Raw genomic sequence first — 23,722 nt, 5'->3', positions numbered from 1 at the left:
CCTTTGTAGGTTGGGCTGAGTTCGACGAAGCCCAACGTGCGGGATTGCCCCATGGAGTCGTTGGGCTTCGCTTGGCTCAGCCCAACCTACGGAATCCGGGGGCACAGGTGCACGTTCAAGTGGCGCAACCCTCTCGCTGAAGGGAGAGGGCTCAGTACATCAACTAGACACTCAGCTGCGCCCGGGCAACATCCTCACCAGCGTGTTATCCCGGCTGACGAAGTGGTGAAACAGCCCTGCAACAGCGTGCAGGCCGATCAGCCAGTAGCCGGCGGTGCCCGCCAGCTCGTGCAGTTCCTTGATCTGCCCGGCAAGATCCGGGTTCTTGTCGATCAGCGGCGGCAGTTCCAGGCCGAAGAAGGGAACGGGCTTGCCGGCGGCGCTGAGGATCAGCCAGCCGGCCAGGGGAGCGCCGATCATCAGCGCGTAGAGCGCCAGGTGCATCAGCTTGGCCAGGGCGTTCTGCCAGGTGGCCGGAGCCGGTGCTATCGGCGGAGTGGGGGCCAGCAGGCGGCCGATCAGGCGCAGCCAGACCAGGGCGAAGATGGCCATGCCGAGCATGAAGTGCCACTGCTTGAGCAGTTCGCGGGTTTCGCTGCCCTTGGGAAAGTTGCCCTTGAGTTCGATGCAGGCGTAAACGGCTGCGATCAGCACCAGCATCAGCCAGTGCAGGGCGATGGACAGGCTTCCATAGCGGGAGGGGGTACTTTTCAGACTCATTACGGTTCCTCGTTCCGCACCTTGTGGCGGATTCGCCCGGCAGGATAACCCCACTCCCTTAACGGAATCTGAATCCGGGTCAAGACTTCGTCTGTTCGCCCTGGCGTTTTTCAACCGCTTTCAGCAATTTCTCCGCCAATGCCGGGTAGTTCTCGTCGTAATGGTGGCCGCCGGGCAGTTCCAGATGTTCGCCCACGGCGCCTTCCTGGGTGCAGCCGCTTTCCGTCGCCTCTTCCTTGCCGAACACGCAGAGCACCTTTGCCGCGGGCAGCCTGGCCAGTTCAGGACCGGTGGCGGCTTCCTGGCCGGCCTTGCCGAGCCAGCCCTGCACCTCGATCTCGAAGCTTCCGCTGCGGGCCAGGGCCAGGAGCAGGATGGCGTCCACCTGCTCCTGGTCCGTCCTGGGCAGGCGATTGTAGAACGCCGGCAGCACGTCGGCGCCGAAGGAGTAGCCGGCCAGCACGAAGCGCCTGGCGCCCCATTTCTCGCGATAGTCCTGCATCAGCCGGCTGAGGTCGGCAGCGCCTTGTTCAGGGCTCTTGTGCTGCCAGAAGTAGCGCAGGGCGTCGATGCCGACCACCGGGTAGTCGCGCTTGGCCATCTCGGCGGCCACGGCGCGGTCAAGGTCGCGCCAGCCGCCGTCGCCGGAATAGAACAGGGTGATGGTATCTGCCGGCCTGGCGGCGGGCACTTCCACCACGGGCAAGGGCTCGCTCTGGCCTTGCAGCAGGCCCAGCAGGCGCTGGCGCAGCAGCTGCTCCAGGCTGGCGTCGTAGTCGCCGATCAGGGTATCGGCGTTGGCCTGGCTACGGGCGAAGGCGGCGCTCAGGTCGTCCGGGTTGTCGTTCCACGCGGCCAGCCAGTGGCCGTGGGGGGCCTTCTGTGGCAGCGCGGCGGGGCAGTCCGGGGTGTCCAGGTTGAAGTCGACGGACAGGGCTTGGGCGTTGTCGTCGCCCTGGCCGGCCAGCCAGCGCCAGGCGAAGGCTGCGGCCGGACCTACGCCTGCCACCAGGGTGGGTGCGCCGCCCAGGGTCTCGCTGACCTGCTGCAGGCGTTGCTGTTGGGCTGTGCAGTCCTGGGCCGGCAGCTCCACCTGCAGGAGCCGGGCGTTGCCATTGCGGGCCAGGGCTAGCAGATCGGCGTCGGCCAGGCGCTGGTTTCCGCTGGCCATAAGCAGGACGCGGTGCTGCACCGAGCCGCGGGGGCTGGCCAGGGTCATGGGGCTCCCGTCGGACAGTTTCAGGTGATCCAGCTGCGCCTGGGGCGCGGGCCGGCTCCAGAACAGCAGGACCGCGCCCACCAGGATGAGGATCAGGATCAGCAGCAGGTGCCGCCATTTGCGCTTGAGCATGGACACCTCAACGTTTGACCAGGCCGGTGAAACCGCCGGCAATCAGCGCCGCCGTATCGGCCAGGGCCACCAGCGGGTCGAGGCCGGCGGGCACCGCCATGTAGCGCGGCTCCCAGTCGGGCTGGAACTTTTCCTTGAAACGGCGCAGCCCCTGGAAGTTATAGAACTGTTCGCCACGGCGGAAAACCAGCGCGCCCAGGCGCTGGGTCAGCGGTGCGCCGCGACGCGGCTGCAGGCCCGCCAGCGGCACCATGCCCAGGCTGAAGCGCGCATGGCCGCGCTCCTTGTAATGCAGCAGCAGGCTGAGCATGAGGAACTCCATGGTCAGCTTAGGCGCGTGGGGGTGAACCCGCATCAGGTCGATGCTGGACAGGGCGTTGCCGGCGGTTTCCAGCAGGTTGGCGAAGGCCACCGGCTTACCCTCGAACTGGATGGTGGCAATGCGGAAATGGCGCAGGTAGTCCGGGTCGAAACGGCCGAGTGAGAAGCCCTTTTCGCGCGCCTGCTTGCCCTGCATCCAGGCTTCGGAAATGGCCTGCAAACGCTCCAGGGGAGCGGTGCCAGCCTCGTAGATCTGCAGGCTGAGGCCGTCGCGCTGGCCCCGGCTGAGGGTGTAGCGCAGGTCCTTCATGGTCTTGCTCTTGCCCTCCAGGTCGAAGCGGGTGAGGTCGACCCGCGCCTCCTCGCCCAGCTTCAGGGCGGTCAGGCCGATGTCCATGTAGTAGGGCAGGTTCTCCGCACGCACCTGGTAGAACACCGGCCGCGCCCGGTGGAAGTCGCAGAGGTCGCGGAACTGCCAGATCAGCTCGGCGCGGCGGGCGGTCGGGCCTATGGGGTCGAACAGTGCCACGAGGCTGCGGCCGCGGCGTGCATACATCAGGAAGGCGTCGCCGCGGGGATGGAATAGCAGGGCCTTGTCGCCGGTCAGCACCAGGCCGCCATCCGGCTGGTCGGAGCCGCGGATCACTTCGGCGGCGCGCTGCAGTTCTTCTTCTGTGGGCTCGTGAATGGTCGGCGGCACCGGCCGCAGCAGCCAGGCCAGGGCTATGCCGGCCAGCAGCAGACCGCTCGCCAGGGACGCGCGCAGGGCGCGCGGGGCGTCGCCATCCACCTCGAACTGCCACCAGAGTTCATGGCTGTAGGGCACGTTCTGGAAGGCGAAGAACATCAGCCAGACTGCTGCCAGCAGCACGCAGGCGCTGGCCGCCAGGTTGAGCGGCGAGAAGGGCACTTCCAGCAGGCGGCTGGGGCGATAGAAGGCCCTGCGGAAAATCGCCAGCAGTACGGCGGTCAGGGTCAGCAGGCTGGCCTCTTCCCAGTCGAACCCCTTGAGCAGGGACAGCCCGGCGCCCGCCAGCAGCAACACCACCGTCAGCGCCCAGGCCGCCGACAGGCGATGGCGCAGGCCGTGGGCCAGCAGCAGGCAGAGCACCCCTACCAGGCTGGCCGCCAGGTGCGAGGCGTCGATCAACCGGTGCGGAATCAGGAAGCTCATGTGCTCCAGACGGGTGTCCACCGCCGGGGTGACGCCGGAAAACAGCAGCACCACGCCAGCGAGGAACACCAGCAGCGAGAGCACCGGCGCTGCCAGGCCGGAGGCGGCGCGCAGGGCCTGGCGGCCGGCCGGGAACAGGCGCTGGGCCTCGTTGGCCAGCAGCAGCAGGCAGGCCAGCACCAGGGGTAGGCCGATATAGATCAGGCGGTAGAGCAGCAGGGCCGCAGCGAGCGGTGCGGCGCCCAGCTGACCGGCGAAGGCGGCCAGCAGCACGGCCTCGAACACACCGACACCACCAGGCACATGGCTGAGAACACCGGCAGCGAGGGCCAGCAGGTAGACCAGCAGGAAGGCGCCCAGGGGCGGCGCTTCGGGCAGCAGCACATAGAGCACGCAGGCGGCGGCGCAGACATCGACCAAGGTGATCAGCAGCTGCAACGCCGCCAGGCGCAGGCCGGGCAGGCGCACGCTGCGATTGCCCAGCGGGAAGTCGATGCAGCCGGGCACCGGCGCGTCCGGCGCGCGCTGGCGCGAAATCCAGACGATCAGCAAGGCGCCGGCCAGCAGCACGGCTGCGGCGAGGGTTGTCACCAGGCTTTCCGGCAGGCCGAGGGCAAGGGACGCGGCGGCCGGCGCGCTCAGCGCCGCCAGGGCCGCCAGCAGCGGCAGGGCCGAACCCAGGGCCAGGCTGGCGAACAGGGTGATGCGGGCGATATCGCCGGCGCCCAGCTTGTCGCGCCCGTAAAGACGGAAACGCACCGAGCCGCCGGTGAGCATTGACAGACCCACTGCGTTGCCGATGCCGGAGGCGCAGAAGCTGCCCAGGGCCATGCGCCGCAGCGGCAGGTGCACGCCGGCGAAGCGGCAGCCCGACCACTCGTAGCCCACGTAGGCGATGTAGCTGAGCAGGGTCGCGCCCAGGGCGAGCAGCAGGCTGCTGCCGGGGACGTTGTGGACGGCAGTGCGCAGGGCGTCGGGATCGAGCTCGCGCAGCAGGTGCCAGCAGGCCAGCAGGCCGAGGACGAAAACCAGCAGGGTAAAGGCGATGACTATCCACTGGCGGTAGGCCGTGAGGCGGTCGAGCCAGCGCAGTGGGGCGGGTTCTTCGTTGAGCGGGCCGTTGGCCGGATTTTCCACTGGCGGGGTGTTGGCGCGCATTGAGCACCTCTGGGCAATGTGCGCCACTGAGTGTGGGCGCTGGCAGCAAGTTCCAAGGGCCAGGCCGATTTTTTTCTCGCGGACCTCCAGGTCCGCGCTGGGCGGAGGCTGCCTGGCTGCTCCGGCGAGCTTAGCCTGCCCATTCGTCGCGGGTTGCGCGAAGAGGGGCTTGCCAGTTCCGCAAGCTGGGCATAGGCTGCACTGGTCTGACCGGTAATACCACAACAATTAAGCGGTCGTCCGACCCCCGGAATCGACGGAGGCGGACAGTCGCACCGACTGGAGACCTCCCGCAATGCTCTGGAAACTCTGCACTCGCTCGATCTTCCTGCAAGTCATGATTGGCCTCGTGCTCGGCGTCTTGTGCGGCATCGCCCTGCCTGAATTGTCCACTCAACTGAAACCTCTCGGCGATGGTTTCATCAAGCTGATCAAGATGCTGATCGCCCTGATCGTCTTCTGCGTGGTGGTCAATGGCATGTCCGGCGCCGGCGACCTGAAGAAGGTCGGGCGCATTGGCCTGAAGTCGGTGATCTATTTCGAGGTGCTGACCACCTTCGCCCTGGTCATCGGCCTGGTGGTCGCCTACGGCATCGGCCTGGGCGATGGCGCCAGCATCGACCTGAACGACCTTTCGGCCAGCGATGCGGCCATCTACAGCGGCGGGACCCAGGCGATGCACGGGCCGGTGGCCTTCCTGCTGGGGTTGATTCCGTCCTCGGTGTTCAGTGCGTTCGCCCAGAACGACATCCTCCAGGTCCTGCTGTTCTCAGTGCTGTTCGGCAGCGCCCTGAACCTGGTGGGCGAACAGGCCAGCGGTGTCGCCCGGCTGGTCAACGAGTTCAGCCACGTGATCTTTCGCATCATGGCTATGATCGTGCGCCTCGCGCCCCTGGGCGTTTTTGGTGCGGTGGCCTTCACCACCAGCAAGTACGGCCTCGAATCCCTCAGCCACCTCGGTGCGCTGGTGGTAGTGTTCTACCTCACCTGCGCGCTCTTCGTGCTGGCGGTGCTCGGTAGCGTACTGCGTCTGTGCGGGGTGCGCCTGCTGCCGTTCCTGCGTTATTTCCGCGAGGAGCTGCTGATCGTCGCCGGCACCGCGTCGTCCGATGCGGTGCTGCCCCAGGTCATGCGCAAGCTGGAGCACCTGGGCATCCGCAGTTCCACCGTCGGCCTGGTGATTCCCACCGGCTATTCGTTCAACCTCGACGGTTTTTCCATCTACCTGACCCTGGCGGTAGTGTTCATCGCCCATGCCACCGGCACGCCGCTGGCGATGAGCGACCTGCTTACCATCCTGCTGGTGTCCCTGGTTACCTCGAAGGGCGCCCACGGGATCCCGGGCTCGGCGCTGGTGATTCTCGCCGCGACCCTCACCGCAGTGCCTGCCATTCCGGCGGCCGGCCTGGTGCTGGTGCTGTCGGTCGATTGGTTCATGGGCATCGGCCGTGCGCTGACCAACCTGATCGGCAACTGCGTGGCCACCGTGGCCATCGCCCGCTGGGAGAACGATATCGATGTCGGCCGTGCGCAGTCCCTGCTGGACGGCCGTAAGGCGCCCGTGGCCGCGGGCGGTGCACAGCTGCGCACGGCAGCGGAAAGCGAGGCCGGCCGTTGATGACAGCGCCGCTCGGCTCTGCTCTCATCGCAGGCCACGGGCGGTGCGGCCGCGCCGTGGGTGCTGCAACGGGAAATCTTCAAATAGGGAGGGATAGATGTTCTCTTCGTCCAAGCTGATCGATTCGGTGGTCAAGAAACTGCTCGAACCCATCGAGCAGGGCCAGTGGGCGGCGGGCCAGATGCTGCCGGGCCAGCGTGAGCTGGCCGAGCGGCTGGAGGTCAGCCGTCCGAGCCTGCGCGAGGCGATCACCGTGCTGGAAACCCTCGGCGTGGTGCGCTCGCTTCCGGGCAAGGGGGTGATGGTGCTGGAGCGCCAGGGCAAGGCCCTGGCGGAAGTCCGCGCGCCCGGGGCGAGCCTGGAGGATGTGCTGCAGCTGCGCTACGCGCTGGAGCCCTTCACCGCCGGGCTGGTGGCTCAGACGGCGGCCAGCGCCGACCTGAGCCAGCTGCGCCTGCTGCTGCTGGACATGCGCGAGGCGGTGGAGGATCGCAACCCTTCGCTTCTCGCAGGGGCCTATACCGCCTTCCACCGGCAGCTGGTCGCGCTCAGCTCCAACCCGATCTTCCTCAGTGTTTCCCGGCAGATCGGTGATGCGCTGGAGCAGAGCGACGCGCTGATGACACGCAACGCGGAGTACGCCGAGGAGGTACTGCAGGAACACGAAACCATCCTGCGCGCCATCCGCAACCACGACAGCGAGCAAGCCAGCCGCGCGATGCGCCAGCACATCCTCAATGAAGGCGTGCGTTTGAACATCAACTTGCGTCTGCCGCCGGATATCGGCGGCTAGTCATCCAGGCAGGTGTGACCATGATCGGAACCCATACTCAGATGGCGACGGTGAAGTCGGTACAGTCCGCGTCCAGCCGATTCGTCTACGACAGCATCTATACGGCGATCCTCGAGAAGCGCCTGGCGCCCACCACTCGGTTGAACAAGGAAACCCTGGGACGGATCTTTCAGGTCAGCGCCTCGACCATCCAGCGTGCGCTGAGCCGACTGGCCGAGGAGGGTGCGGTGGTCATGGAGCCGAACCAGATCGCCAGCATCGCCCGGCCGACCGAGTGCCAGGCCAGGCAGGTACTGGAAGCACGGATTCTCATCGAGTCCGAGGTGATCCGCTTGGTGGGCCCGCGGCTCGGACGCGAGCAGTTCGCCGAATTGCGCGGGCTGGTGGCGGAGCAGCGCCGCTGCCTCGCGGCGGGGGATCGCGCCGGCCTGACGGAGGGTTCCGCGCGATTCCATCTGCTGCTGGCGGAATACGCCGGCAACCCGCTGCTGCTCAAGTTCCTCCGCGGCCTGTTGTCGCGCGCTTCGCTGACCATCGCGCTGAACAAGGAGGAAGTCCTGTCCGCGGGTGCCTGTGACGAGCAGCTGAACCTGCTGGCGGCTCTCGAGGCAGGTGATACGCAGGCCGCGACCGAACGGCTGATCGGCCATCTCAACACCATGTTCGAGCGGATGCGCTTCGCGCCACCGCCCACCACCGACCTGCGCACGGCGTTCGAAGGGTGGCTCAAGCGACCGGTCAATGCCAGGTCGAGCGGGACTCCCAGTCGCGGAACTGCTCGGCGGGGATCGGCTGGCTGATCTTGTAGCCCTGGGCGATATCGCAGCCGTACTGGCCGAGCTGGTTGAAGGTCAGCTGGTCCTCAACGCCTTCGGCGACCACGGTCAGGTCCAGGTTGTGGGCCAGTTCGATGATGGAGCGGACTATCTGGGCCGAGCCGTCGTTGCTGGTCATGCGGGTGACGAAGGACTGGTCGATCTTCAGCGAGTCCACCGGCAGTTTCTGCAGGTAGGCCAGGGACGAGTAGCCCGTCCCGAAGTCGTCGATGGTCAGGTGGGCGTCGAGTTTCTTCAGCGCGGTGAGGGTCTGCATCGAGGCCACCGGATCTTCCATGAGCGCGCTTTCGGTCAGCTCGAATTCGATCCAGTGGGGCTTGGCGCCCCAGGTGGCGAAGGAGCCCTGGATGCGCTCCAGGAGCCTCGGGTCTCGCAGGTCATGGGCCGAAAGGTTGACCGAGATGGGGCGCTCATCGCCCTCTTCGTGCCAGGCGTAGCGCTGGCCCAGGGCGGTATCCAGCACCCAGAGGGTGAGCGGGGTGATCAGCCCTGTGTTCTCCGCCAGCTTGACGAACTCGTCCGGCGGCAGCATGCCGTGCTGCGGATGGCGCCACCGCACCAGGGCCTCGGTGCCGCAAACCTTGTTGCTGGCGATCTCCACCTTGGGCTGGTAATAGAGCAGCAGCTCGTTGCGGTCGATGGCGCGGCGCAAGTCGCCCATCAGCGTCAGGTGCTGGGCGCATTCCTGGTCGAGGCCGCCCTGGAATACCGCGAAGCCGGCGTTGGAGCGCTTGGCCTGCTCCATGGCGCTGCCGGCGCGACGGATCAGGGCCTCCGGCGCAGTTCCGTGGCCGGGGTAGAGGGCGATGCCGATGCTCGCCCGCGCTTCCAGGTAGAGGCCGGACAGTTCCACCGGGTCGTATAGCGCCGTGAGGATCTGCTTGGCCAGTTGCGTAGCCTGTTCGGAGCCACCGTTGGGCATGAGCACGGCGAACTCGCACTCGCCCATCCGCGCTACGGTGCGCTCCGCGCCCACCACCTGGTTCAGGCGCGCGGCGATCTCAACCTGCAGGCGGTCGCCCTCGCGGTAGCCGAGGGTTTCATTGATTTCCTGGTTGCGGGCGATTTCCAGATGCAGCAGGCCGAAGGCACGTCGATCCTGGCGGGCGGTGGAAATGGCGGTTTCCAGCAGTTCGCGCAGGCGCAATCTGTTGGGCAGCCCGGTCAGAGTATCGGTGTAGGCCATCTGGCGGATGGTCGCTTCCGCCTCGATCGCCCGGGCGCGGGTGCGCAGGGTGGAGATGCCGAAGCCCAGGTCATTGGCCATGGCCAGCAGCAGCTCCACTTCCTTCTCGTCGAAGGCGTCGGCCTTGGCGGCCATGATCACCAGCATGCCGATAGGGGCTTCCTCGACTTGTAGCGGCAGCACCAGGGCTGCTGCGAAACCCTGTTCGCGGGCCGTTTCGCGCAGGCCTGCGGCCGAACCGTTGAGCAGGTCCCGCAGCACCAGCGGGCGGCCTTCGGTCATAGCCCGCGCCAGGTCGTCATGGAGTTCGTCGTCGGCGTCCCAGCCCTTGCAGACCCCGTCGGCCGCGTGGCAGGCCATCACCTTGTACGTCTGCCCCGGGTCATCCAGGCAATAGTCGACCCAGGCCTGGCGGTAGCCGCATTCGTCTGCCAGCACCCGACAGATTTCTGCCAGCAGCGGCGCTTCTCGCGTGGCATGGATTACCGCGTGGTTGACTGCCACTCGGGTGGAAAGGGCGCGGTTCAGGGCTTCCACCTGCTGTTCCGCCTGCCGACGCCTGGCCTTGCCGCGCAGGGCCTGGAGGCCGAAGGCGAGATCGTCGGCGGCTTCGCTGAGCAGCTCCAGCTCGCGCTCGCCGAAGGCATCCGGCTCCTTGGCGCAGATGGCGAGCGCGCCGAACACCTGCCCCTCCACCCGCAAGGGCAGGGACAGTACCGAGGCGATACCGTGGGTGATGGCGCTTTCTCGCCATGGGCTGAGTCTGGGGTCGGTGAGGACATTGCGCGTGATGGTAGGGGTGCCGGTGCGGATGGTCGTGCCGGTGGTGCCGCGTCCCCGCTCGCGGTCAGCCCAGGTTATCTTCAACGACTCCACGTAGGCCTCGTCGAGGCCGACATGGGCCACGGGCGTTACGGTCTGCCCCTCGTCCTGCTCGGCGCGGCCGACCCAGGCCATGCGATAGCCGCCTTCCTCCACCACCACGCGGCAGATTTCCTGGAACAGGAAGCCTTCGTCTTCAGCACGCAGCAGGGCGCGATTGCAGCCGCTGAGTGTTCGCAGGGCGCGGTTCAGGTATTCGAGTTCCTCGCTGGAGGCACATTGCATGGGCATGGCCAACCTCCACCTGGTGGATGGGTGCGCTTCAAGTATAGAGGTCGAGGTATTTCCGAACGGGCAGCGGTCGGGTAGCCCGGATGGGCGGGAGGGAAAAGACAGGGCGGAAACGAAAAAGGCCACTCGATCGAGTGGCCTTTTCGTGAATTGGTTGCGGGAGCTGGATTTGAACCAACGACCTTCGGGTTATGAGCCCGACGAGCTACCAGACTGCTCCATCCCGCGTCGGCAATTCTACATTTCTACGGAGGGCTGTCAATTGGTTTCTGCTATTTAAATCAAATACTTATTTTCTGGCCAAACGAAAAAGGCCACTCCGAAGAGTGGCCTTTTCCTGATGTTGGTTGCGGGAGCTGGATTTGAACCAACGACCTTCGGGTTATGAGCCCGACGAGCTACCAGACTGCTCCATCCCGCGACGGCTATTCTACATTTCTACGAATTCCTGTCAAACGATATTTAAGAAAAAATCTTTTTCTCTCAAATATTTAGCAACGCAGAGCCTCACAGCAGCGCTATACGGCGGGGTGTTCGAGCCGAATACCCCGGGCTGGAGGCCGCCTGCGGCTGCGGTATCATGGACTGGTCCGCGGCCTCGTCCGGCGCTGCACATCCTTCCTCGCCTGCCACAGCTGCCATGCCGCAACGAAAAATCATCCACATTGACTGCGATTGCTTCTATGCCGCCATCGAGATGCGCGACGACCCCAGCCTGGCGGGCAAGCCGCTGGCGGTGGGGGGCTCGCCGGACAAGCGTGGGGTGGTCGCTACTTGCAACTACGACGCGCGGGCCTATGGGGTGCACTCGGCGATGCCGATGCGCACGGCGGTCAAGCTCTGCCCGGACCTGACCATCGTCCGGCCGCGGATGGACGTCTATAAAAGCGTCTCGCGGCAGATCCACCAGATTTTCCGCGACTACACCGAGATCATCGAGCCGCTGTCCTTGGACGAGGCCTATCTGGATGTGTCCGCCAGCCCTCACTTCGATGGCAGCGCCACGCGCATCGCCCAGGACATCCGTCGGCGGGTGGCGATGGAGCTGCACATCACGGTGTCCGCCGGGGTGGCGCCGAACAAGTTCATCGCCAAGATCGCCAGCGACTGGCGCAAGCCCGACGGTCTGTTCGTGGTCACGCCCGACCAGGTGGACGAGTTCGTCGCCGCGTTGCCGGTGAGCAAGCTGCACGGAGTGGGCAAGGTGACGGCGGAGAAACTCGCCCGCCTCGGTGTCCGCAGCTGCGCCGACCTGCGGGACTGGAACAAGCTGGCACTGGCCAGGGAGTTCGGCAGTTTCGGCGAGCGCCTCTACAACCTCGCCCGCGGCCAGGATGATCGTGTGGTGCAGGTGGATAGCCGGCGCCAGTCCATCAGTGTCGAGAACACCTACGACCACGACCTGCCCAATCTCGATGCCTGCCTGGCGCAACTGCCGGCCCTACTGGACGAACTGCGCGGGCGCATGGCACGGCTGGACAGCAGCTATCGGCCGGACAAACCCTTTGTGAAGCTGAAGTTCCACGACTTCACCCAGACCACCCTGGAACAGGCCGGCGCCCGCCGTGACCTGGGCAGTTATCGACAGCTGCTCAGTGCGGCATTCGCCCGTGGCGACAAACCGGTGCGCCTGATCGGGGTAGGGGTGAGGCTGCAGGACCTGCGTGGCGCGCACGAGCAACTGACGCTCTTCTAGGCACGGGATGGCTTTTCTGTGGGGGCGAATTCATTCGCTGAGGGCTGCGAAGCAGCCCCTTGGGAGCGGGAAGGGCAGGCCTGCGGCCTACTTAGCGAATGAATTCGCCCCCACAAGAACACGGAGGCCGCTTCAGCCTTCCACCGGCCACAGCCGGATCGGCTTGCCTTCGACCGGCCACAGGCGCAGCTGGTCGATGGGGGAGATGTCCCAGCGCTGCACCTTGCCCAGCGCGTCGAGGAAGCGTTGTTCCTGCTCCATCAGCGCGGGTGCGCACATCTTGCGGGTGCTGCCGGCGGCGCCGAAGCTGAGCGTGTCGCCTTCCAGGCTGTAGGACGCGAACCAGTGGTTGCAGCCGCCGTTGCCGTAGGCGCGGTTGTCGTCGCCCAGGGTGATGGTCAGGTGGCTGCGGTCGATCAGCGGACGTTCGCCTATCCACTCCACCTGATAGGTCTTGCCGGTCTCCAGATGCGGCTTGTCGGTCGCGCAGCCAACAAGGGCGGCGGCCAGTGCGGCCAGCAGCAGAGCGTTCCTGGTCATTCTGCGTCCTCCTGACGACAGTTCGGGCAGTAGTGCTTGCCGGCGCGGCTGTGCCAGCCCAACTCGGCGATGCGTGCTTCCGCCGCAGGTGCCTGGGCCTGTTTGCCTAGGCCGCCGTCGACGGCGAATTCGAAGTCCAGGTGGGCGCCGCAAGCATCGCAATCGACCTTCCAGTTGTGAATGGAAAGCTCCTTGAACACCGGGCCCTTGGCCACCGCCAGCCATTGGCCGGGCGGGTTGATCAGGTGGCGAACCTTGTCCACGGTGAGATGCATGCTGAGGTCGCGGCTGCCCTTGAGGGTGACCAGCAGGGTGTCGCCGGCCTGGATCGAGCCGCCGGTGCCGGTCACCTGGTAGAGGCCCGGGGAGAGGGCGCGGCATTCGTTCAGGGTGTGAGCGGGATTGAGCAGGGTGTAGCGGAAATCGTGTTCGGCCATGGGTCCTCCGGAAATGGTGCGAATGCTACCACGGCCTATGCGTCTACCAGATTGCACGGCCGCCCTGCGGCCCAGGCGGCGATGTTGTCCAGAGTAGTGCGGGCGATGGCGGCCAGCGCTTCGCGGGTGAGGAAGGCCTGGTGGGCGGTGACTATCACGTTGGGGAAGGTCAGCAGGCGCGCCAGCACATCGTCCTGGAGGGGCAGGTCGGAGCGGTCCTCGAAGAACAGGTTGGCTTCCTCTTCGTAGACGTCCAGGCCCAGGTAGCCGAGCTGGCCGGACTTGAGCGCATCGATCAGGGCCGGGGTATCCACCAGGGCGCCGCGACCAGTGTTGATCAGCATGGCCCCGGGCTTCATCCGCTCCAGGCTCTGGGCATTGATCATGTGCCGGGTGTCGTCGGTCAGCGGGCAGTGCAGGCTGACGATGTCGCTGCCGGCGAGCAATTCCGCCAGGTCGACATAGACTGCCCCCAGCGCTTCCACGCTGGGATTGCGCTGCGGGTCGAAGGCCAGCAGGCCGCAGCCGAAGCCCGCCAGGATGCGGGCGAAGGTGGCACCGATCTGACCAGTGCCGACCACGCCCACTGTCTTTCCCACCAGGTCGAAACCGGTCAGCCCGTGGAGCGTGAAGTCGCCTTCGCGGGTACGGTTGTAGGCGCGGTGCAGGCGGCGGTTGAGGGCGAGGATCAGCGCCACCGCGTGTTCGGCCACGGCGTGGGGCGAGTAGGCCGGAACCCGCGCCACGGTCAGACCCAGGCGCTTGGCGGCGGCCAGGTCGACATGGTTGTAGCCGGCCGAGCGCAGGGCGATCATCCGGGTGCCGCCGCTGGCCAGGCGTTCTAGCACGGCGGCGGAAAGGTCGTCATTGATGAAGGCGCAGACCACGTCGAAGCCATTGGCCAGGGCTGTGGTGTCGAGGGTCAGCCGCGTTTGCTGGAAGTGCAGCTCGAAGGCCGGGCTGGCACCGAGGAAGCTTTCACGGTCATAGGCCTGGCTGCTGAACAGAATGGCGCGCATGTGGACTCCTTTGTTGATCAGCAGCATAGCTGGCATACGGCCACTGCGAGTTGCCCTGGATCAGGCCTCTAACCTGGCCGCCTCCGCCAGGCGGGTGATCGCGGCATCCAGTTCCTCCAGGGCCCGCTCGGCGGCCGGATCGTTCTGCTTGAGCAGGGTTTCGCTGCGCTGGCATGCCGCGCGCAGCTGGGGCACGCCGCAGTAGCGGGTGGCGCCGTGGAGGCGGTGGACCCGTTCCAGCAAGGTGTTGCGGTCCCCGTTCTGCGCGGCCTGCTGGATGGCTTCTCGGTCGGCGTCAAGGGAGGCCAGCAGCATGGACAGCATGTCGGCGGCCAGGTCGGCCTTGCCGGCGGCCAGGCGCAGGCCTTCCTCCGGGTCCAGCACGTCCAGGCCGTTCTCCTCGCGGTCCTCGCGGCCATGACCCTGGCGCTGGGCGGGCTGGCCGCCGAGGCTGAGACCGCTCCACTTCAGTACCACCTGAGTCAGTTGGCGCTCGCCAATGGGTTTGGTCAGGTAGTCATCCATGCCGCCCTGGAGCAGCGCGCGTTTCTCGTTGGCCAGGGCATGGGCGGTAAGGGCGACTATGGGTACCGGGTCGATGCGCTGTTCGCTTTCCCAGCGGCGGATCGCCTCGGTGGCCTGGGTGCCGTCCATGCCGGGCATCTGCACATCCATCAGCACCAGGTCGAAACGTTCGCGCTGCACCGCTTCAACGGCGGCAAAGCCGCTGTCGACGGCGCGCACCTCGGCGCCCATGTCGCTCAACAGGGTCTGCACCAGCAACAGGTTGGCCGGGTTGTCGTCGACGCAGAGCAGCTTGGGTGCGCGGCTGTTGTTCCGCGGCCGCGTTTCCACGCGTGGCTGGCGCGGGCTGAGCAGGCCGACGAGTGCCTGTTGCAGCTTGCGCGTGCACGCCGGCTTGGCCTGCAGCTGGCTATGACTCTCCGGCAGGGCGCGGTGGTAGAGCGCCTGCTCGGTGGTGGGGCAGAGCACCAGGCTCTTGCAGCCCAGTTGCTCCAGGTCCCAGACGCGCTGGCCGAGCTGTTCCGGCGAAAGCGCCTGGACGTCGGCGCCTATCACTGCCAGGCCGATAGGTCGGTGGCTGAGGCGGCGGGCGGCCACTTCGTCCACCAGCTTGTCGATGCTGGGGAACTCCAGCACTTCCAGGCCGCAATCCTCCAGTTGGTGGTTGAGCGCCTGGCGAGTCAGCTCCTGGGGTTCGAGCACCGCCACGCGGCGCCCGCCGAGGCTTGGCAGAAGGGCGTCCTCGATCTCGTCCAGGGCCTTGGGCAGGCTGAGGCTGATCCAGAATTCCGAACCCACTCCCGGCGTGCTGCTGACGCCGATCTCGCCGCCCATCTGCTCGATCAGGCGCTTGGAAATCACCAGTCCGAGACCCGTGCCGCCAGCCTGGCGCGAGAGCGAGTTGTCGGCCTGGGTGAAGGCCTGGAATAGGGCGCGCAGGTCGGCATCGGACAGGCCGATGCCGGTGTCCTGCACGCTGATGCGTAGCTGCACCAGTTCGTCGTCGCTGTCGTCTTCGAGCATGGCACGCACGGCGATGGTGCCTTCGCGGGTGAACTTGATGGCGTTGCTCACCAGGTTGGTCAGCACCTGCTTCAGCCGCAGCGGGTCGCCAAGCAGCTGCAGCGGGGTGTCGCGGTAGACCAGGCTGACCAGCTCCAGGCGCTTCTCGTGGGCTGCCGGGGCGAGGATGGTGAGGGTGTCCTGGATCAGGTCGCGGAGGTTGAAAGGGATGCTTTCCAGCACGAGCTTGCCGGCTTCGATCTTCGAGAAGTCGAGCACCTCGTTGATGATGCCGAGCAGGCTGTCGGCGGATTTCTCGATGGTGGCCAGGTAGTCCTGCTGTCGCGAGGTGAGGTCGCTTTTCTTCAACAGGTTGGTGAAGCCGAGGATGCCATTGAGCGGGGTGCGGATCTCGTGGCTCATGTTGGCGAGGAATTCGGACTTGATGCGGCTGGCCTCCAGGGCCTCCTTGCGCGCCAGGTCCAGCTCGATGTTCTGGATCTCGATGGTCTCGAGGTTCTGGCGCACATCCTCGGTGGCCTGGTCGATGTTGTGCTGCAGCTCTTCCTGGGCGGTCTGCAGGGCCTCGGCCATGCGGTTGATGCCCGAGGCCAGTTCGTCCAGCTCATGGCTGCCCAGGGGCGGCAGGCGGGTTTCCAGACGGCCTTCCTTGAGCAGTGCCACGCCCTGCTTGATGCGTCGCAGAGGCTCGTTGATGGCGCGGCTCATGCGCAGGGCGAGCAGGGCGGTGACGCCGAGGCCGGTGGCGATCAGCAGCAGGCTGGCGAGCAGGCTGCGGTAGCCGCGCAGCAGGGTGCCCTGGTGGGACATCTCCAGTTCCACCCAGCCCAGCAGGTTGTCGTTGTGTTGCGCTGACTTGTCGCCGGAGAGCACGCGGTGGCGCTCGAACACCGGCTGCAGGAAGCGGGTGGCCTCGGTGTTGCTCTTCAGGGAGAGGATTTCGCCCTCGCCATCGGGGGTTTCGTTGAGCATGCGCGGGCCTGCGTGGGCGAGGCGCTTGTGGTCGGCGCCGATGAAGCTCACCGCGCGCACATCCGCCTGATCGAGGGCATGGTCGGCGATGCGCTCCAGTAGTACGGCATCACCGCGGATCAGGGCTGGAGCGGCGAGGGGAGCAAGGTGCTCGGCGATCATCTGGCCGCGTTGCAGCAGCTGTGCCTGCATGTCGGCTTGCTGCACCCAGGTGAAATAGCCGCCCAGCACCAGGGCCAGCAGGCTGGTGGGCAGCAGCGTCAGCATGAGCACGCGGCCCTTGATACCCAGATCCTTGTACACGCCCGTCCTCCCCATGTGCTTTGTGCGCAGTTTAGCGACTCATTGGGTGGGAATCCTCAGGCAGTTTTGTAGAATTGCAGCGCATAACGAAATAGTTCCTATTTGCAGGTATGTCCCATGCAAGGTTTCCATCGCGCTCCCGCCCGCATCCTGGCCATCGAGAACGACCCGCTGCTGGCCGCCCACCTGCATGACCACCTGCGGAACAAGGGCTTTGACGTCACCCTGCGGCAAGACGGCGAGGAGGGCCTGGCGCTGGCCCGCGAGGAGGATTTCGACCTGATCCTGATGGACATCCTGCTGCCCGGCCGCAATGGCCTGGACGTGCTCGCCAGCCTGCGCCGCGAGCGCAAGTTGCCGGTGATCCTCATGTCCGCCCTGGGCGCCGAGCAGGACCGTATCGCCGGCTTCAGCCAGGGTGCCGACGACTACCTGCCCAAGCCTTTCAGCATGGGCGAGATGGAAGTGCGTATCGAAGCTGTGCTGCGCCGCGTGGCCTATGAGAGGGACGAGGTGCAGGCGGAGCGACCCCAGGACCCGCAGCTGGAGTTCGTCGAGGGCCGCAACGATGTGCGTCTGGGCGAGCAATGGGCGGGGCTCACGCCGACCGAGTGCCGACTGTTCGAGCTGCTGTCGCGCAATGCCGAAGAGGTGCTCAGCAAACCCTTCCTCTACCAGCAGGTGCTGCACCGCGCCTTCTCCCAGCATGACCGGGTGCTCGATATGCATGTCAGTCACATCCGCCGCAAATTGCAGGCCGTGGGGTACACCGCCGGCCGCCTGGAAACGGTGTGGGGCAAGGGCTACCTGCTGACCCGCCAGCAGCCATGAAACTGCCCGGGCGTCACTCGCTCTTCTGGAAACTGGCGGTCCTGCTCGTCGCCTTCTGCCTTCTGGTGCTCTGGCTCAGCCGCTCCTGGGGCAACTATGTGGAGCTGCGCAGCTACCGCCTGACCCAGGATGCCCGCGAGCAGCTGAGCGCTTACGCCCATGAGGCGGAAGTGGCCTGGATGCGCGGTGGCGCCGCCGGGGTGGATGCCTGGATTGCCGACATGGCGAGTCGCGAGACCAGCTGGGTGGCGGTAATCGGCAGCGACCTGCAGCCGCTCGGCAGTCGCCCGCTGACCCCGGAAGAGCGCGCTCGCCTGACCTTCATGCGGCGCCTCGACTGGCCCATGAGCAAGCGCCAGGATGGCCTGCCGCATGTCAGCCTGCCCTTTCCCGGCAATCCGGAAGCCGGCCAGCTGGTGATCGAACTGCCCGAGCGCTATCTGCCGAGCGGTTTCGGCATGGCCTGGCCGCTGCTGATCCATGGGGTGGTGCCGGGAGCCCTCGCATTGCTGCTTTGTGTCCTGCTCTACCGTCTGCTCATTTCGCCGTTGGCGCACCTGCGCGAACAGGCCAACGCCCTGCGTGGTGATCGCCTGGGAACGCGGGTGGCGCCGGTGGTCAGCCAGCGGAAGGATGAGCTGGGCGAACTGGGGCGGGCCTTCGACCATATGGCCGGCCGCCTGGAAAACACGGTTGCCTACCAGCGCCAGCTGCTGCGCGACCTGTCCCATGAATTGCGCACGCCCTTGAGCCGCCTACGGGTCGCCGGCGAGGGCGCCGCGGACCTGGAGGCACTGCGCCAGCGCCTGGAGCGCGAGGTCCGCAGCATGGAAAGCCTGGTCAACGACACCCTCGAACTGGTCTGGCTGGATACTGACCGCCCGCGCCTGCCCCTGGAGGAGGTGGCGGTGGCGTCCCTCTGGGAGGTGTTGCGGGAGAACGCCTCCTTCGAGACCGGCTGGGACATCGCGCGCATGCCCTGCGAATTGGGGCCGGACTGCCGAGTGCGCGGCCACCTCAACGGTCTGGCCCAGGCCCTGGAAAACATCCTGCGCAATGCCATCCGCCATTCCCCTGAGGGCGGCCGGGTCCGGCTGGGCGGACGGCGCGAACAGGGCTGCTGGCATCTCTGGGTGGATGACGAGGGACCGGGGGTGGCCGAAAGCCAGTTGGAGACCATCTTCATGCCGTTCACTCGCCTGGCTGTCGAACGTCCCGGCGGTGACGGCTTCGGCCTCGGCCTGACCATCGCCCGCAGCATGGTACGCCTGCAGGGTGGCGAGCTCTGGGCGGAGAACCGCGACGGCGGCCTGCGGATGAACCTGCGGCTGCAAATGTATAGTTTGTAAATTGGATTTACTATCAAATAGGAATGAATAGCATTTGCCGCCACTTCCCGTGCCGATAACGGGGCTGGCCGGCAAGTTCCGGCCTGGCAGGGCGCCGAGCCATGTCCTGATCCATATGCCCCGAGTGCTGCCAGTCCTCGCTGTGCCACGTCCTTCGGTCCGGGTTCATCCGCATGAAGGAGATGGGACATGCAACCGCGTTTCAAATTCAGCCACCTGACCTTGGCCCTGCTGGCGATGTCCGCCCCGGCGCAGGTTTCGCAGCCACTCTGGAAATCGAGGGCGACGAAGTACCGGTGGAGGCCACCGACTTGCCGGTCGCCGGCAGCAAGCAGGCCATGGAACTGGAAGAGACTCGCGTGCTCGGCACAGCCGAAGAGGAGCTGAAGCAGGCGCCGGGCGTGTCCATCATCACCGCCGACGACATCAAGAAGCGTCCGCCGGCCAACGACCTATCCGAGATCATTCGCCGCGAGCCGGGGGTCAACCTGACCGGCAACAGCACCAGTGGCAACCGTGGCAACAACCGCCAGATCGACCTGCGCGGCATGGGCCCGGAGAACACCCTGATCCTCATCGACGGCAAGCCGTCTACCTCGCGCAACGCCGTGCGTTACGGCTGGAATGGCGACCGCGATACCCGTGGCGAAACCAACTGGGTGCCGGCCGAGGAAGTCGAGCGCATCGAAATCCTCCGTGGCCCGGCAGCGGCCCGATACGGCTCCGGCGCCATGGGCGGCGTGGTGAACATCATCACCAAGCGACCGACCAAGGATCTGCGCGGTTCGGTCACGGCCTTCACCTCGTTGCCCGAGGACGACGCCGAGGGCATGAGCAAGCGCACCAACTTCAGCCTCAGCGGCCCGCTCACCGAGCAGCTGTCCTTCCGCGTCTACGGCGGCCTGAGCAAGACCGACGCCGATGACGCCGATATCAACGCCAGTCACCAGGCAACCCCGGACTCCTTCGTCGCCGGCCGCGAGGGCGTGCGTAACAAGGACGTCAGCGGCATGCTCAGCTGGCAGCTGACCCCCGAGCAGAGTCTGGACCTCGACGCCAGCTACAGTCGCCAGGGCAACATCTTCGCCGGCGACACCATGCTCAACAACGGCGGGGCCTTCGTCGACAGCCTGGTGGGTTCGGAAACCAACGTCATCCAGCGCAGCGCCTATTCCATCACCCACAACGGCGACTTCGAGTGGGGCACCAGCAAGGCCAGCCTGGGCTATGACTACACCCGCAACTGGCGCCTCAACGAAGGCCTGGCCGGTTCCACCGAGGGTGCGCCGTCCGAAGGCTCCGGCAGCTTCATGTCGCGCCTGCGCAACACCCGCGCCAGCGCCGAGGTGAACCTGCCGCTGAGCGCCGGCTTCGAGCAGGTGCTGACCCTTGGCACCGAATACCTCTACGAGTCCCTCAACGATCCGGGTTCACTGCGTTCCCAGAGCTTCGACCCGGGTACCGGCGGCGTACCGGCCCTGCCGGGCTTCGAGCGCAGCAACACCAAGACCTCGGCCCACAGCTACGCCTTCTACGCCGAAGACAACATCGAGCTGGGGCCGGACACCATAGTCACCCCCGGCCTGCGCTACGACAATCACCAGGACTTCGGCCCCAACTGGAGCCCCAGCCTGAACGCGTCGCACCAGCTGACCGACGAGCTGACGCTCAAAGGCGGTATTGCCCGCGCCTACAAGACGCCCAACCTGTACCAGTCCAACCCCAACTACCTGCTTTTCAGCCGTGGCAATGGCTGCAACGCCAACGAAGCCAACAGCGGCGGCTGCTACCTGGTGGGCAACCCGGATCTGGAACCGGAAACCAGCATCAACAAGGAAATCGGCCTGGCGCTGGACAAGGGCACCTGGCGCACCAGCGCCACCTACTTCCGCAACGACTACAAGAACAAGATCATCGGCAGCAACGACTTCGCCTTCCGACTCTCCAACGGCCGCCGCGTGCAGCAGTGGGAAAACGCCGGCAAGGCGGTGGTCGAGGGGGTCGAGGGCAACCTCTTCGTCGCACTGGCGCCGAACGTGGACTGGAACACCAACTTTACCTACATGATCGAGTCCGAGGACCGCGATACAGGCGAACCACTGAGCGTCATCCCCGAGTACACCCTCAACACCGCGCTGGACTGGTACGCCACCCCGCAGTTGTCCTTCCAGGTCAATGCGACCCATTACGGCAAGCAGGAGGCGCCCAAGCTGAACCTGCGAACCGATCGGCCGTTCGACGCCAGCGCCAACAAGGACGTGGATCCTTACTCCCTGGTGGGGGTCAGTGCCGGCTACGCCTTCAATAAGAACTTCAGTGTGCGGGCGGGCGTGAACAACCTGTTCGACAAGCGCATTTTCCGCGAGGGCAATGCCAGTGACGCCGGCGCCATGACCTACAACGAACCGGGGCGCGCGTACTTCGCCTCCCTCACCACCACCTTCTGACGTGGGGGAGCCCATGATCGCCAGGTTGTTCGCCTGGGCCGCGCCAGCCTGGCTGGCGGTGCTGTCCCGCAGCGCCGCCGCCCTGCTCGGCGGCTATCTGTTCAGCTATGCCTTCACCGCCGCCCTGGCCCGGCTGTTGCCACTGGGCAGGGCGGATGCGGTGATAGTGGCCACCTTGCCGTCCTTCGCCCTGTTCACCCTCGCCATTCTCTGGGCCTTCGCCGCGCGCAGCGCCTGGTGGGCCTGGCTGCCGGCCGCCCTGGCGCTGCCGCTGGCGGCCATCGGCTTCTGGCCGCAACTGCTGGAGGTGCTGATATGAAAAAGACCTTCACCCAATCCATGGCCTGGCTGCACACCTGGGGTGGGCTGTTGTTCGGCTGGTTGCTGTTCGCCATCTTCCTCACCGGCACCCTGGCGGTGTTCGACCAGGAAATCGATCGCTGGATGCGCCCGGAAGTCCCGGTGCGCGATGTCCCCCAGGCCCAGGCCGTCGAACACGCGCTGGCCTGGCTCGGCGAGCACAAGGCCGGCGAGCAGCCCTGGAGCATCAGCCTGCCCACCGATCGCTCGCCGGAGCTGGTGGTGTCCACCGGCGACCGGCGCCATGGTGGTGGCCAGCACCTCGACCCGGCCAGCGGCGAACCCCTGGAGGTGCGCGATACGGCCGGCGGGCTGTTCTTCTTCCGCTTCCACTTCACCCTCGACCTGCCGCGCGACATCGGCATCTGGGTGGTGGGACTGGCCGCCATGGCGATACTGGCGGCGCTGGTCTCCGGCATCGTGATCCACAAGAAGATCTTCAAGGAGTTCTTCACCTTCCGGCCCGGCAAGGGCCAGCGTTCCTGGCTGGACGCCCACAATGCCAGCGCGGTGCTGCTGCTGCCCTTCCACCTGATGATCAGCTACACCGGGCTGGTGATCTTCTTCCTCATCTATATGCCCGCCGCCCTGAATGCCCTGTTCGATGGCGACTTCCGCGCTTACGCCGAGGCCCAGCACGGCCATGCCGAGGAACGCCGAGCCCCTGTCGCGGCCACGGCGGCGCCGTTGGTGGCCATGGCGCCGATCCTGGCCGAGGCACAACGGCAGATGGGGCCGGTGGGCGGGCTGGTTATCCACAACCCGGGGCGCAGCGACGCGCGCATCGAGGTGCGGCGGGTGCTGGGCAACCGCATCGCCCTGACCAAGGGGCAGAACATGGTGTTCCATGGCGTCACCGGCGAGATGCTGGAAGGTCCGCCGCAGATGCGTGCCAGCCAGCTCACCCAGCGGGTGATGGCCGGACTCCATTTCGCCCAGTTTGGCGGATATCCGATGCGCTGGCTCTACTTCCTCTGCGGTCTGGCCAGTTGCGCGATGATCGCTACCGGCCTGCTGCTGTTCACCGTCAAACGGCGTCGACGGCCCGAGGCTGAAGGCGCCGTGGCGGCGGCCACCTATCGTTTCGCCGAGCGTGCCAATGTCGCGGTGATCGCCGGCCTGGTGCTGGCGGCCGTGGCCTATCTCTGGGGCAATCGTCTGTTGCCGGCGGAGTTGGCCCAGCGTCGCGCCTGGGAGGTGCGGCTGTTCTTCCTGGTCTGGGCGCTCAGCCTGCTCCATGCCTGGCTGCGGCCCTGGCGCCGGGCCTGGCGCGAGCAGCTCTGGTCGGCGGCTGCACTCTGCGCGGCCTTGCCGTTGCTCAGTGCCCTGAGCCTGGAACAACCCTGGAACGACACGACCCGTGTGCTGCTGGAGCTGACCTCGGTGGCCATGGCCCTGGCGCTGGGCTGGACCGCCTGGCGCAGCGACCGCCCGACGCCGGCCAGGGCCTCGCTCAAGGCTTCTTCCGAACTGCTGGAGGCGAACTGAAATGGCGGCTGCCTTTCTCGCCGGCCTGGTGCTGGCCTACGGGGGAATGCTGGCGCTCTGCCTGGGGCTGGAGCGTCACTATAAACAGGTTTGGCAGCGCCTCCCGGCACCCAGCCTGCGCCGTGCGTTGCGAAGCGGTGGCTGGCTGGCATTGGGCGCCAGCCTGGCCGCCTGTGTCGCCGCCTGGGGTTGGGCCATGGGGCCGGTGGGCTGGTTCGGCCTGATGTCGCTGGCGGGCTTCGGACTGGTGCTGTTGCTGCCCTATCGGCCGCTCCTGGCGGTGTATTTGCCCCTGGGCTTGGCGCCCCTGGTCATCCTGATAGTGGCGTCGGGCGTTTAGCCGGGCAGCGGCCTGCGGGTCAGGCGAGCGCATGCAGATCCGGGTTCATGCCATCCAGCTATTTATATATAGCTGCACGCCATAAGCCGAAATGCTCGCGCGATATGGCGCCGCACGGTTTG

At 66.3% G+C, this 23,722-nt stretch carries 17 protein-coding genes, 2 tRNA genes and 1 pseudogene; 10 read left to right on the top strand and 10 right to left on the bottom strand.

Going from position 1 to position 23,722, the window contains the following annotated elements:
* Positions 1-171: 171 nt before the first annotated feature.
* The 3 genes from E8F12_RS20330 to mprF form a co-directional block, all read right to left on the bottom strand.
* Entirely contained in the window at positions 172-720 is a 549-nt protein-coding gene (locus E8F12_RS20330; protein WP_280326987.1) for a cytochrome b, read from the bottom strand.
* A gap of 79 nt (positions 721-799) precedes the next feature.
* The gene (locus E8F12_RS20325; RefSeq protein WP_280326986.1) at positions 800-2,071 is read right to left on the bottom strand and encodes an AcvB/VirJ family lysyl-phosphatidylglycerol hydrolase; all 1,272 of its coding nucleotides are present in this window, start codon (positions 2,069-2,071) and stop codon (positions 800-802) included.
* Between the two features lie 7 nt (positions 2,072-2,078).
* A complete protein-coding gene (gene mprF, locus E8F12_RS20320; protein ID WP_280326985.1) occupies positions 2,079-4,724 on the bottom strand; it encodes a bifunctional lysylphosphatidylglycerol flippase/synthetase MprF in 2,646 nt (881 codons plus the stop codon).
* A gap of 295 nt (positions 4,725-5,019) precedes the next feature.
* Here mprF and E8F12_RS20315 point away from each other — a divergent pair, with 295 nt between their 5' ends.
* The 3 genes from E8F12_RS20315 (at position 5,020) to E8F12_RS20305 (ending at position 7,935) form a co-directional block, all read left to right on the top strand.
* Positions 5,020-6,342 (top strand): C4-dicarboxylate transporter DctA, encoded by a 1,323-nt coding sequence (locus E8F12_RS20315; RefSeq protein WP_280326984.1) that lies wholly within the window; start codon positions 5,020-5,022, stop codon positions 6,340-6,342.
* 97 nt (positions 6,343-6,439) lie between these two features.
* Positions 6,440-7,135, top strand: a complete 696-nt coding sequence (locus E8F12_RS20310) for a FadR/GntR family transcriptional regulator (RefSeq protein ID WP_280291813.1) — start codon at positions 6,440-6,442, stop codon at positions 7,133-7,135.
* A gap of 20 nt (positions 7,136-7,155) precedes the next feature.
* Positions 7,156-7,935: a GntR family transcriptional regulator gene (locus tag E8F12_RS20305; protein ID WP_280326983.1), complete on the top strand. Its 780-nt coding sequence runs from the start codon at positions 7,156-7,158 to the stop codon at positions 7,933-7,935.
* Here the strand turns inward: E8F12_RS20305 and E8F12_RS20300 are convergent.
* From E8F12_RS20300 to E8F12_RS20290, 3 genes are all read right to left on the bottom strand, one after another.
* On the bottom strand, positions 7,874-10,270 hold the full coding sequence (locus tag E8F12_RS20300) for an EAL domain-containing protein (RefSeq protein ID WP_280326982.1): 2,397 nt from the start codon (positions 10,268-10,270) through the stop codon (positions 7,874-7,876). The genes E8F12_RS20305 and E8F12_RS20300 overlap by 62 nt on opposite strands.
* A 151-nt stretch (positions 10,271-10,421) precedes the next feature.
* Positions 10,422-10,498: transfer RNA gene (locus tag E8F12_RS20295), tRNA-Met, on the bottom strand.
* Between the two features lie 116 nt (positions 10,499-10,614).
* Positions 10,615-10,691, bottom strand: a tRNA-Met gene (locus E8F12_RS20290).
* Positions 10,692-10,910: 219 nt separating this feature from the next.
* Between E8F12_RS20290 and dinB the strand changes: the two genes are divergently transcribed.
* Positions 10,911-11,966, top strand: a complete 1,056-nt coding sequence (dinB, locus tag E8F12_RS20285) for a DNA polymerase IV (protein ID WP_280326981.1) — start codon at positions 10,911-10,913, stop codon at positions 11,964-11,966.
* Between the two features lie 132 nt (positions 11,967-12,098).
* Here the strand turns inward: dinB and E8F12_RS20280 are convergent, their stop codons facing one another.
* From E8F12_RS20280 to E8F12_RS20265, 4 genes are read right to left on the bottom strand one after another with little or no spacing between them, the layout of a single operon-like run.
* Positions 12,099-12,506, bottom strand: coding sequence for an META domain-containing protein (locus E8F12_RS20280; RefSeq protein ID WP_280326980.1), 408 nt, complete (start codon positions 12,504-12,506; stop codon positions 12,099-12,101).
* Positions 12,503-12,943: a hypothetical protein gene (locus E8F12_RS20275; protein WP_280326979.1), complete on the bottom strand. Its 441-nt coding sequence runs from the start codon at positions 12,941-12,943 to the stop codon at positions 12,503-12,505. The genes E8F12_RS20280 and E8F12_RS20275 overlap by 4 nt, the downstream gene beginning before the upstream one ends.
* A gap of 35 nt (positions 12,944-12,978) precedes the next feature.
* A complete protein-coding gene (locus E8F12_RS20270; RefSeq protein WP_280326978.1) occupies positions 12,979-13,962 on the bottom strand; it encodes a 2-hydroxyacid dehydrogenase in 984 nt (327 codons plus the stop codon).
* 60 nt (positions 13,963-14,022) lie between these two features.
* Positions 14,023-16,785: a response regulator gene (locus tag E8F12_RS20265; RefSeq protein ID WP_280326977.1), complete on the bottom strand. Its 2,763-nt coding sequence runs from the start codon at positions 16,783-16,785 to the stop codon at positions 14,023-14,025.
* A 117-nt stretch (positions 16,786-16,902) separates the two neighbouring features.
* Here E8F12_RS20265 and E8F12_RS20260 point away from each other — a divergent pair, with 117 nt between their 5' ends.
* From E8F12_RS20260 to E8F12_RS20235, 6 genes and pseudogenes are all read left to right on the top strand, one after another.
* Entirely contained in the window at positions 16,903-17,616 is a 714-nt protein-coding gene (locus tag E8F12_RS20260; protein ID WP_280326976.1) for a response regulator transcription factor, read from the top strand.
* Positions 17,613-18,965: a sensor histidine kinase gene (locus tag E8F12_RS20255; protein ID WP_280326975.1), complete on the top strand. Its 1,353-nt coding sequence runs from the start codon at positions 17,613-17,615 to the stop codon at positions 18,963-18,965. The genes E8F12_RS20260 and E8F12_RS20255 overlap by 4 nt, the downstream gene beginning before the upstream one ends.
* Before the next feature lie 189 nt (positions 18,966-19,154).
* Positions 19,155-21,412 (top strand): annotated as a pseudogene (locus E8F12_RS20250) (TonB-dependent siderophore receptor).
* Positions 21,413-21,425: 13 nt separating this feature from the next.
* Positions 21,426-21,731, top strand: coding sequence for an iron transporter (locus E8F12_RS20245; RefSeq protein WP_280326974.1), 306 nt, complete (start codon positions 21,426-21,428; stop codon positions 21,729-21,731).
* A complete protein-coding gene (locus tag E8F12_RS20240) occupies positions 21,728-23,260 on the top strand; it encodes a PepSY-associated TM helix domain-containing protein (RefSeq protein ID WP_280326973.1) in 1,533 nt (510 codons plus the stop codon). Before E8F12_RS20245 ends, E8F12_RS20240 begins: the two co-directional genes overlap by 4 nt.
* A gap of 1 nt (position 23,261) precedes the next feature.
* Complete coding sequence (locus E8F12_RS20235) at positions 23,262-23,600, top strand: DUF3325 domain-containing protein (protein WP_280326972.1); 339 nt, start codon at positions 23,262-23,264, stop codon at positions 23,598-23,600.
* The last annotated feature ends 122 nt before the right edge of the window (positions 23,601-23,722 follow it).

This window comes from Pseudomonas sp. BN102, from assembly GCF_029871245.1.
In the GTDB taxonomy this organism is placed as follows: domain Bacteria; phylum Pseudomonadota; class Gammaproteobacteria; order Pseudomonadales; family Pseudomonadaceae; genus Metapseudomonas.
This window is presented reverse-complemented; position numbering and strand designations above follow the sequence as displayed.

What these genes read in the sequence shown, in the direction of transcription:
- E8F12_RS20310 (WP_280291813.1), top strand. Translation starts at nt 6,440, where the DNA reads ATGTTCTCTTCGTCCAAGCTGATCGATTCGGTGGTCAAGAAACTGCTC.
- E8F12_RS20260 (WP_280326976.1), top strand. Translation starts at nt 16,903, where the DNA reads ATGCAAGGTTTCCATCGCGCTCCCGCCCGCATCCTGGCCATCGAGAAC.
- E8F12_RS20275 (WP_280326979.1), bottom strand. Translation starts at nt 12,943, where the DNA reads ATGGCCGAACACGATTTCCGCTACACCCTGCTCAATCCCGCTCACACC.
- E8F12_RS20330 (WP_280326987.1), bottom strand. Translation starts at nt 720, where the DNA reads ATGAGTCTGAAAAGTACCCCCTCCCGCTATGGAAGCCTGTCCATCGCC.
- E8F12_RS20270 (WP_280326978.1), bottom strand. Translation starts at nt 13,962, where the DNA reads ATGCGCGCCATTCTGTTCAGCAGCCAGGCCTATGACCGTGAAAGCTTC.
- E8F12_RS20300 (WP_280326982.1), bottom strand. Translation starts at nt 10,270, where the DNA reads ATGCCCATGCAATGTGCCTCCAGCGAGGAACTCGAATACCTGAACCGC.
- dinB (WP_280326981.1), top strand. Translation starts at nt 10,911, where the DNA reads ATGCCGCAACGAAAAATCATCCACATTGACTGCGATTGCTTCTATGCC.
- mprF (WP_280326985.1), bottom strand. Translation starts at nt 4,724, where the DNA reads ATGCGCGCCAACACCCCGCCAGTGGAAAATCCGGCCAACGGCCCGCTC.
- E8F12_RS20245 (WP_280326974.1), top strand. Translation starts at nt 21,426, where the DNA reads ATGATCGCCAGGTTGTTCGCCTGGGCCGCGCCAGCCTGGCTGGCGGTG.
- E8F12_RS20240 (WP_280326973.1), top strand. Translation starts at nt 21,728, where the DNA reads ATGAAAAAGACCTTCACCCAATCCATGGCCTGGCTGCACACCTGGGGT.
- E8F12_RS20325 (WP_280326986.1), bottom strand. Translation starts at nt 2,071, where the DNA reads ATGCTCAAGCGCAAATGGCGGCACCTGCTGCTGATCCTGATCCTCATC.
- E8F12_RS20235 (WP_280326972.1), top strand. Translation starts at nt 23,262, where the DNA reads ATGGCGGCTGCCTTTCTCGCCGGCCTGGTGCTGGCCTACGGGGGAATG.
- E8F12_RS20305 (WP_280326983.1), top strand. Translation starts at nt 7,156, where the DNA reads ATGATCGGAACCCATACTCAGATGGCGACGGTGAAGTCGGTACAGTCC.
- E8F12_RS20255 (WP_280326975.1), top strand. Translation starts at nt 17,613, where the DNA reads ATGAAACTGCCCGGGCGTCACTCGCTCTTCTGGAAACTGGCGGTCCTG.
- E8F12_RS20280 (WP_280326980.1), bottom strand. Translation starts at nt 12,506, where the DNA reads ATGACCAGGAACGCTCTGCTGCTGGCCGCACTGGCCGCCGCCCTTGTT.
- E8F12_RS20315 (WP_280326984.1), top strand. Translation starts at nt 5,020, where the DNA reads ATGCTCTGGAAACTCTGCACTCGCTCGATCTTCCTGCAAGTCATGATT.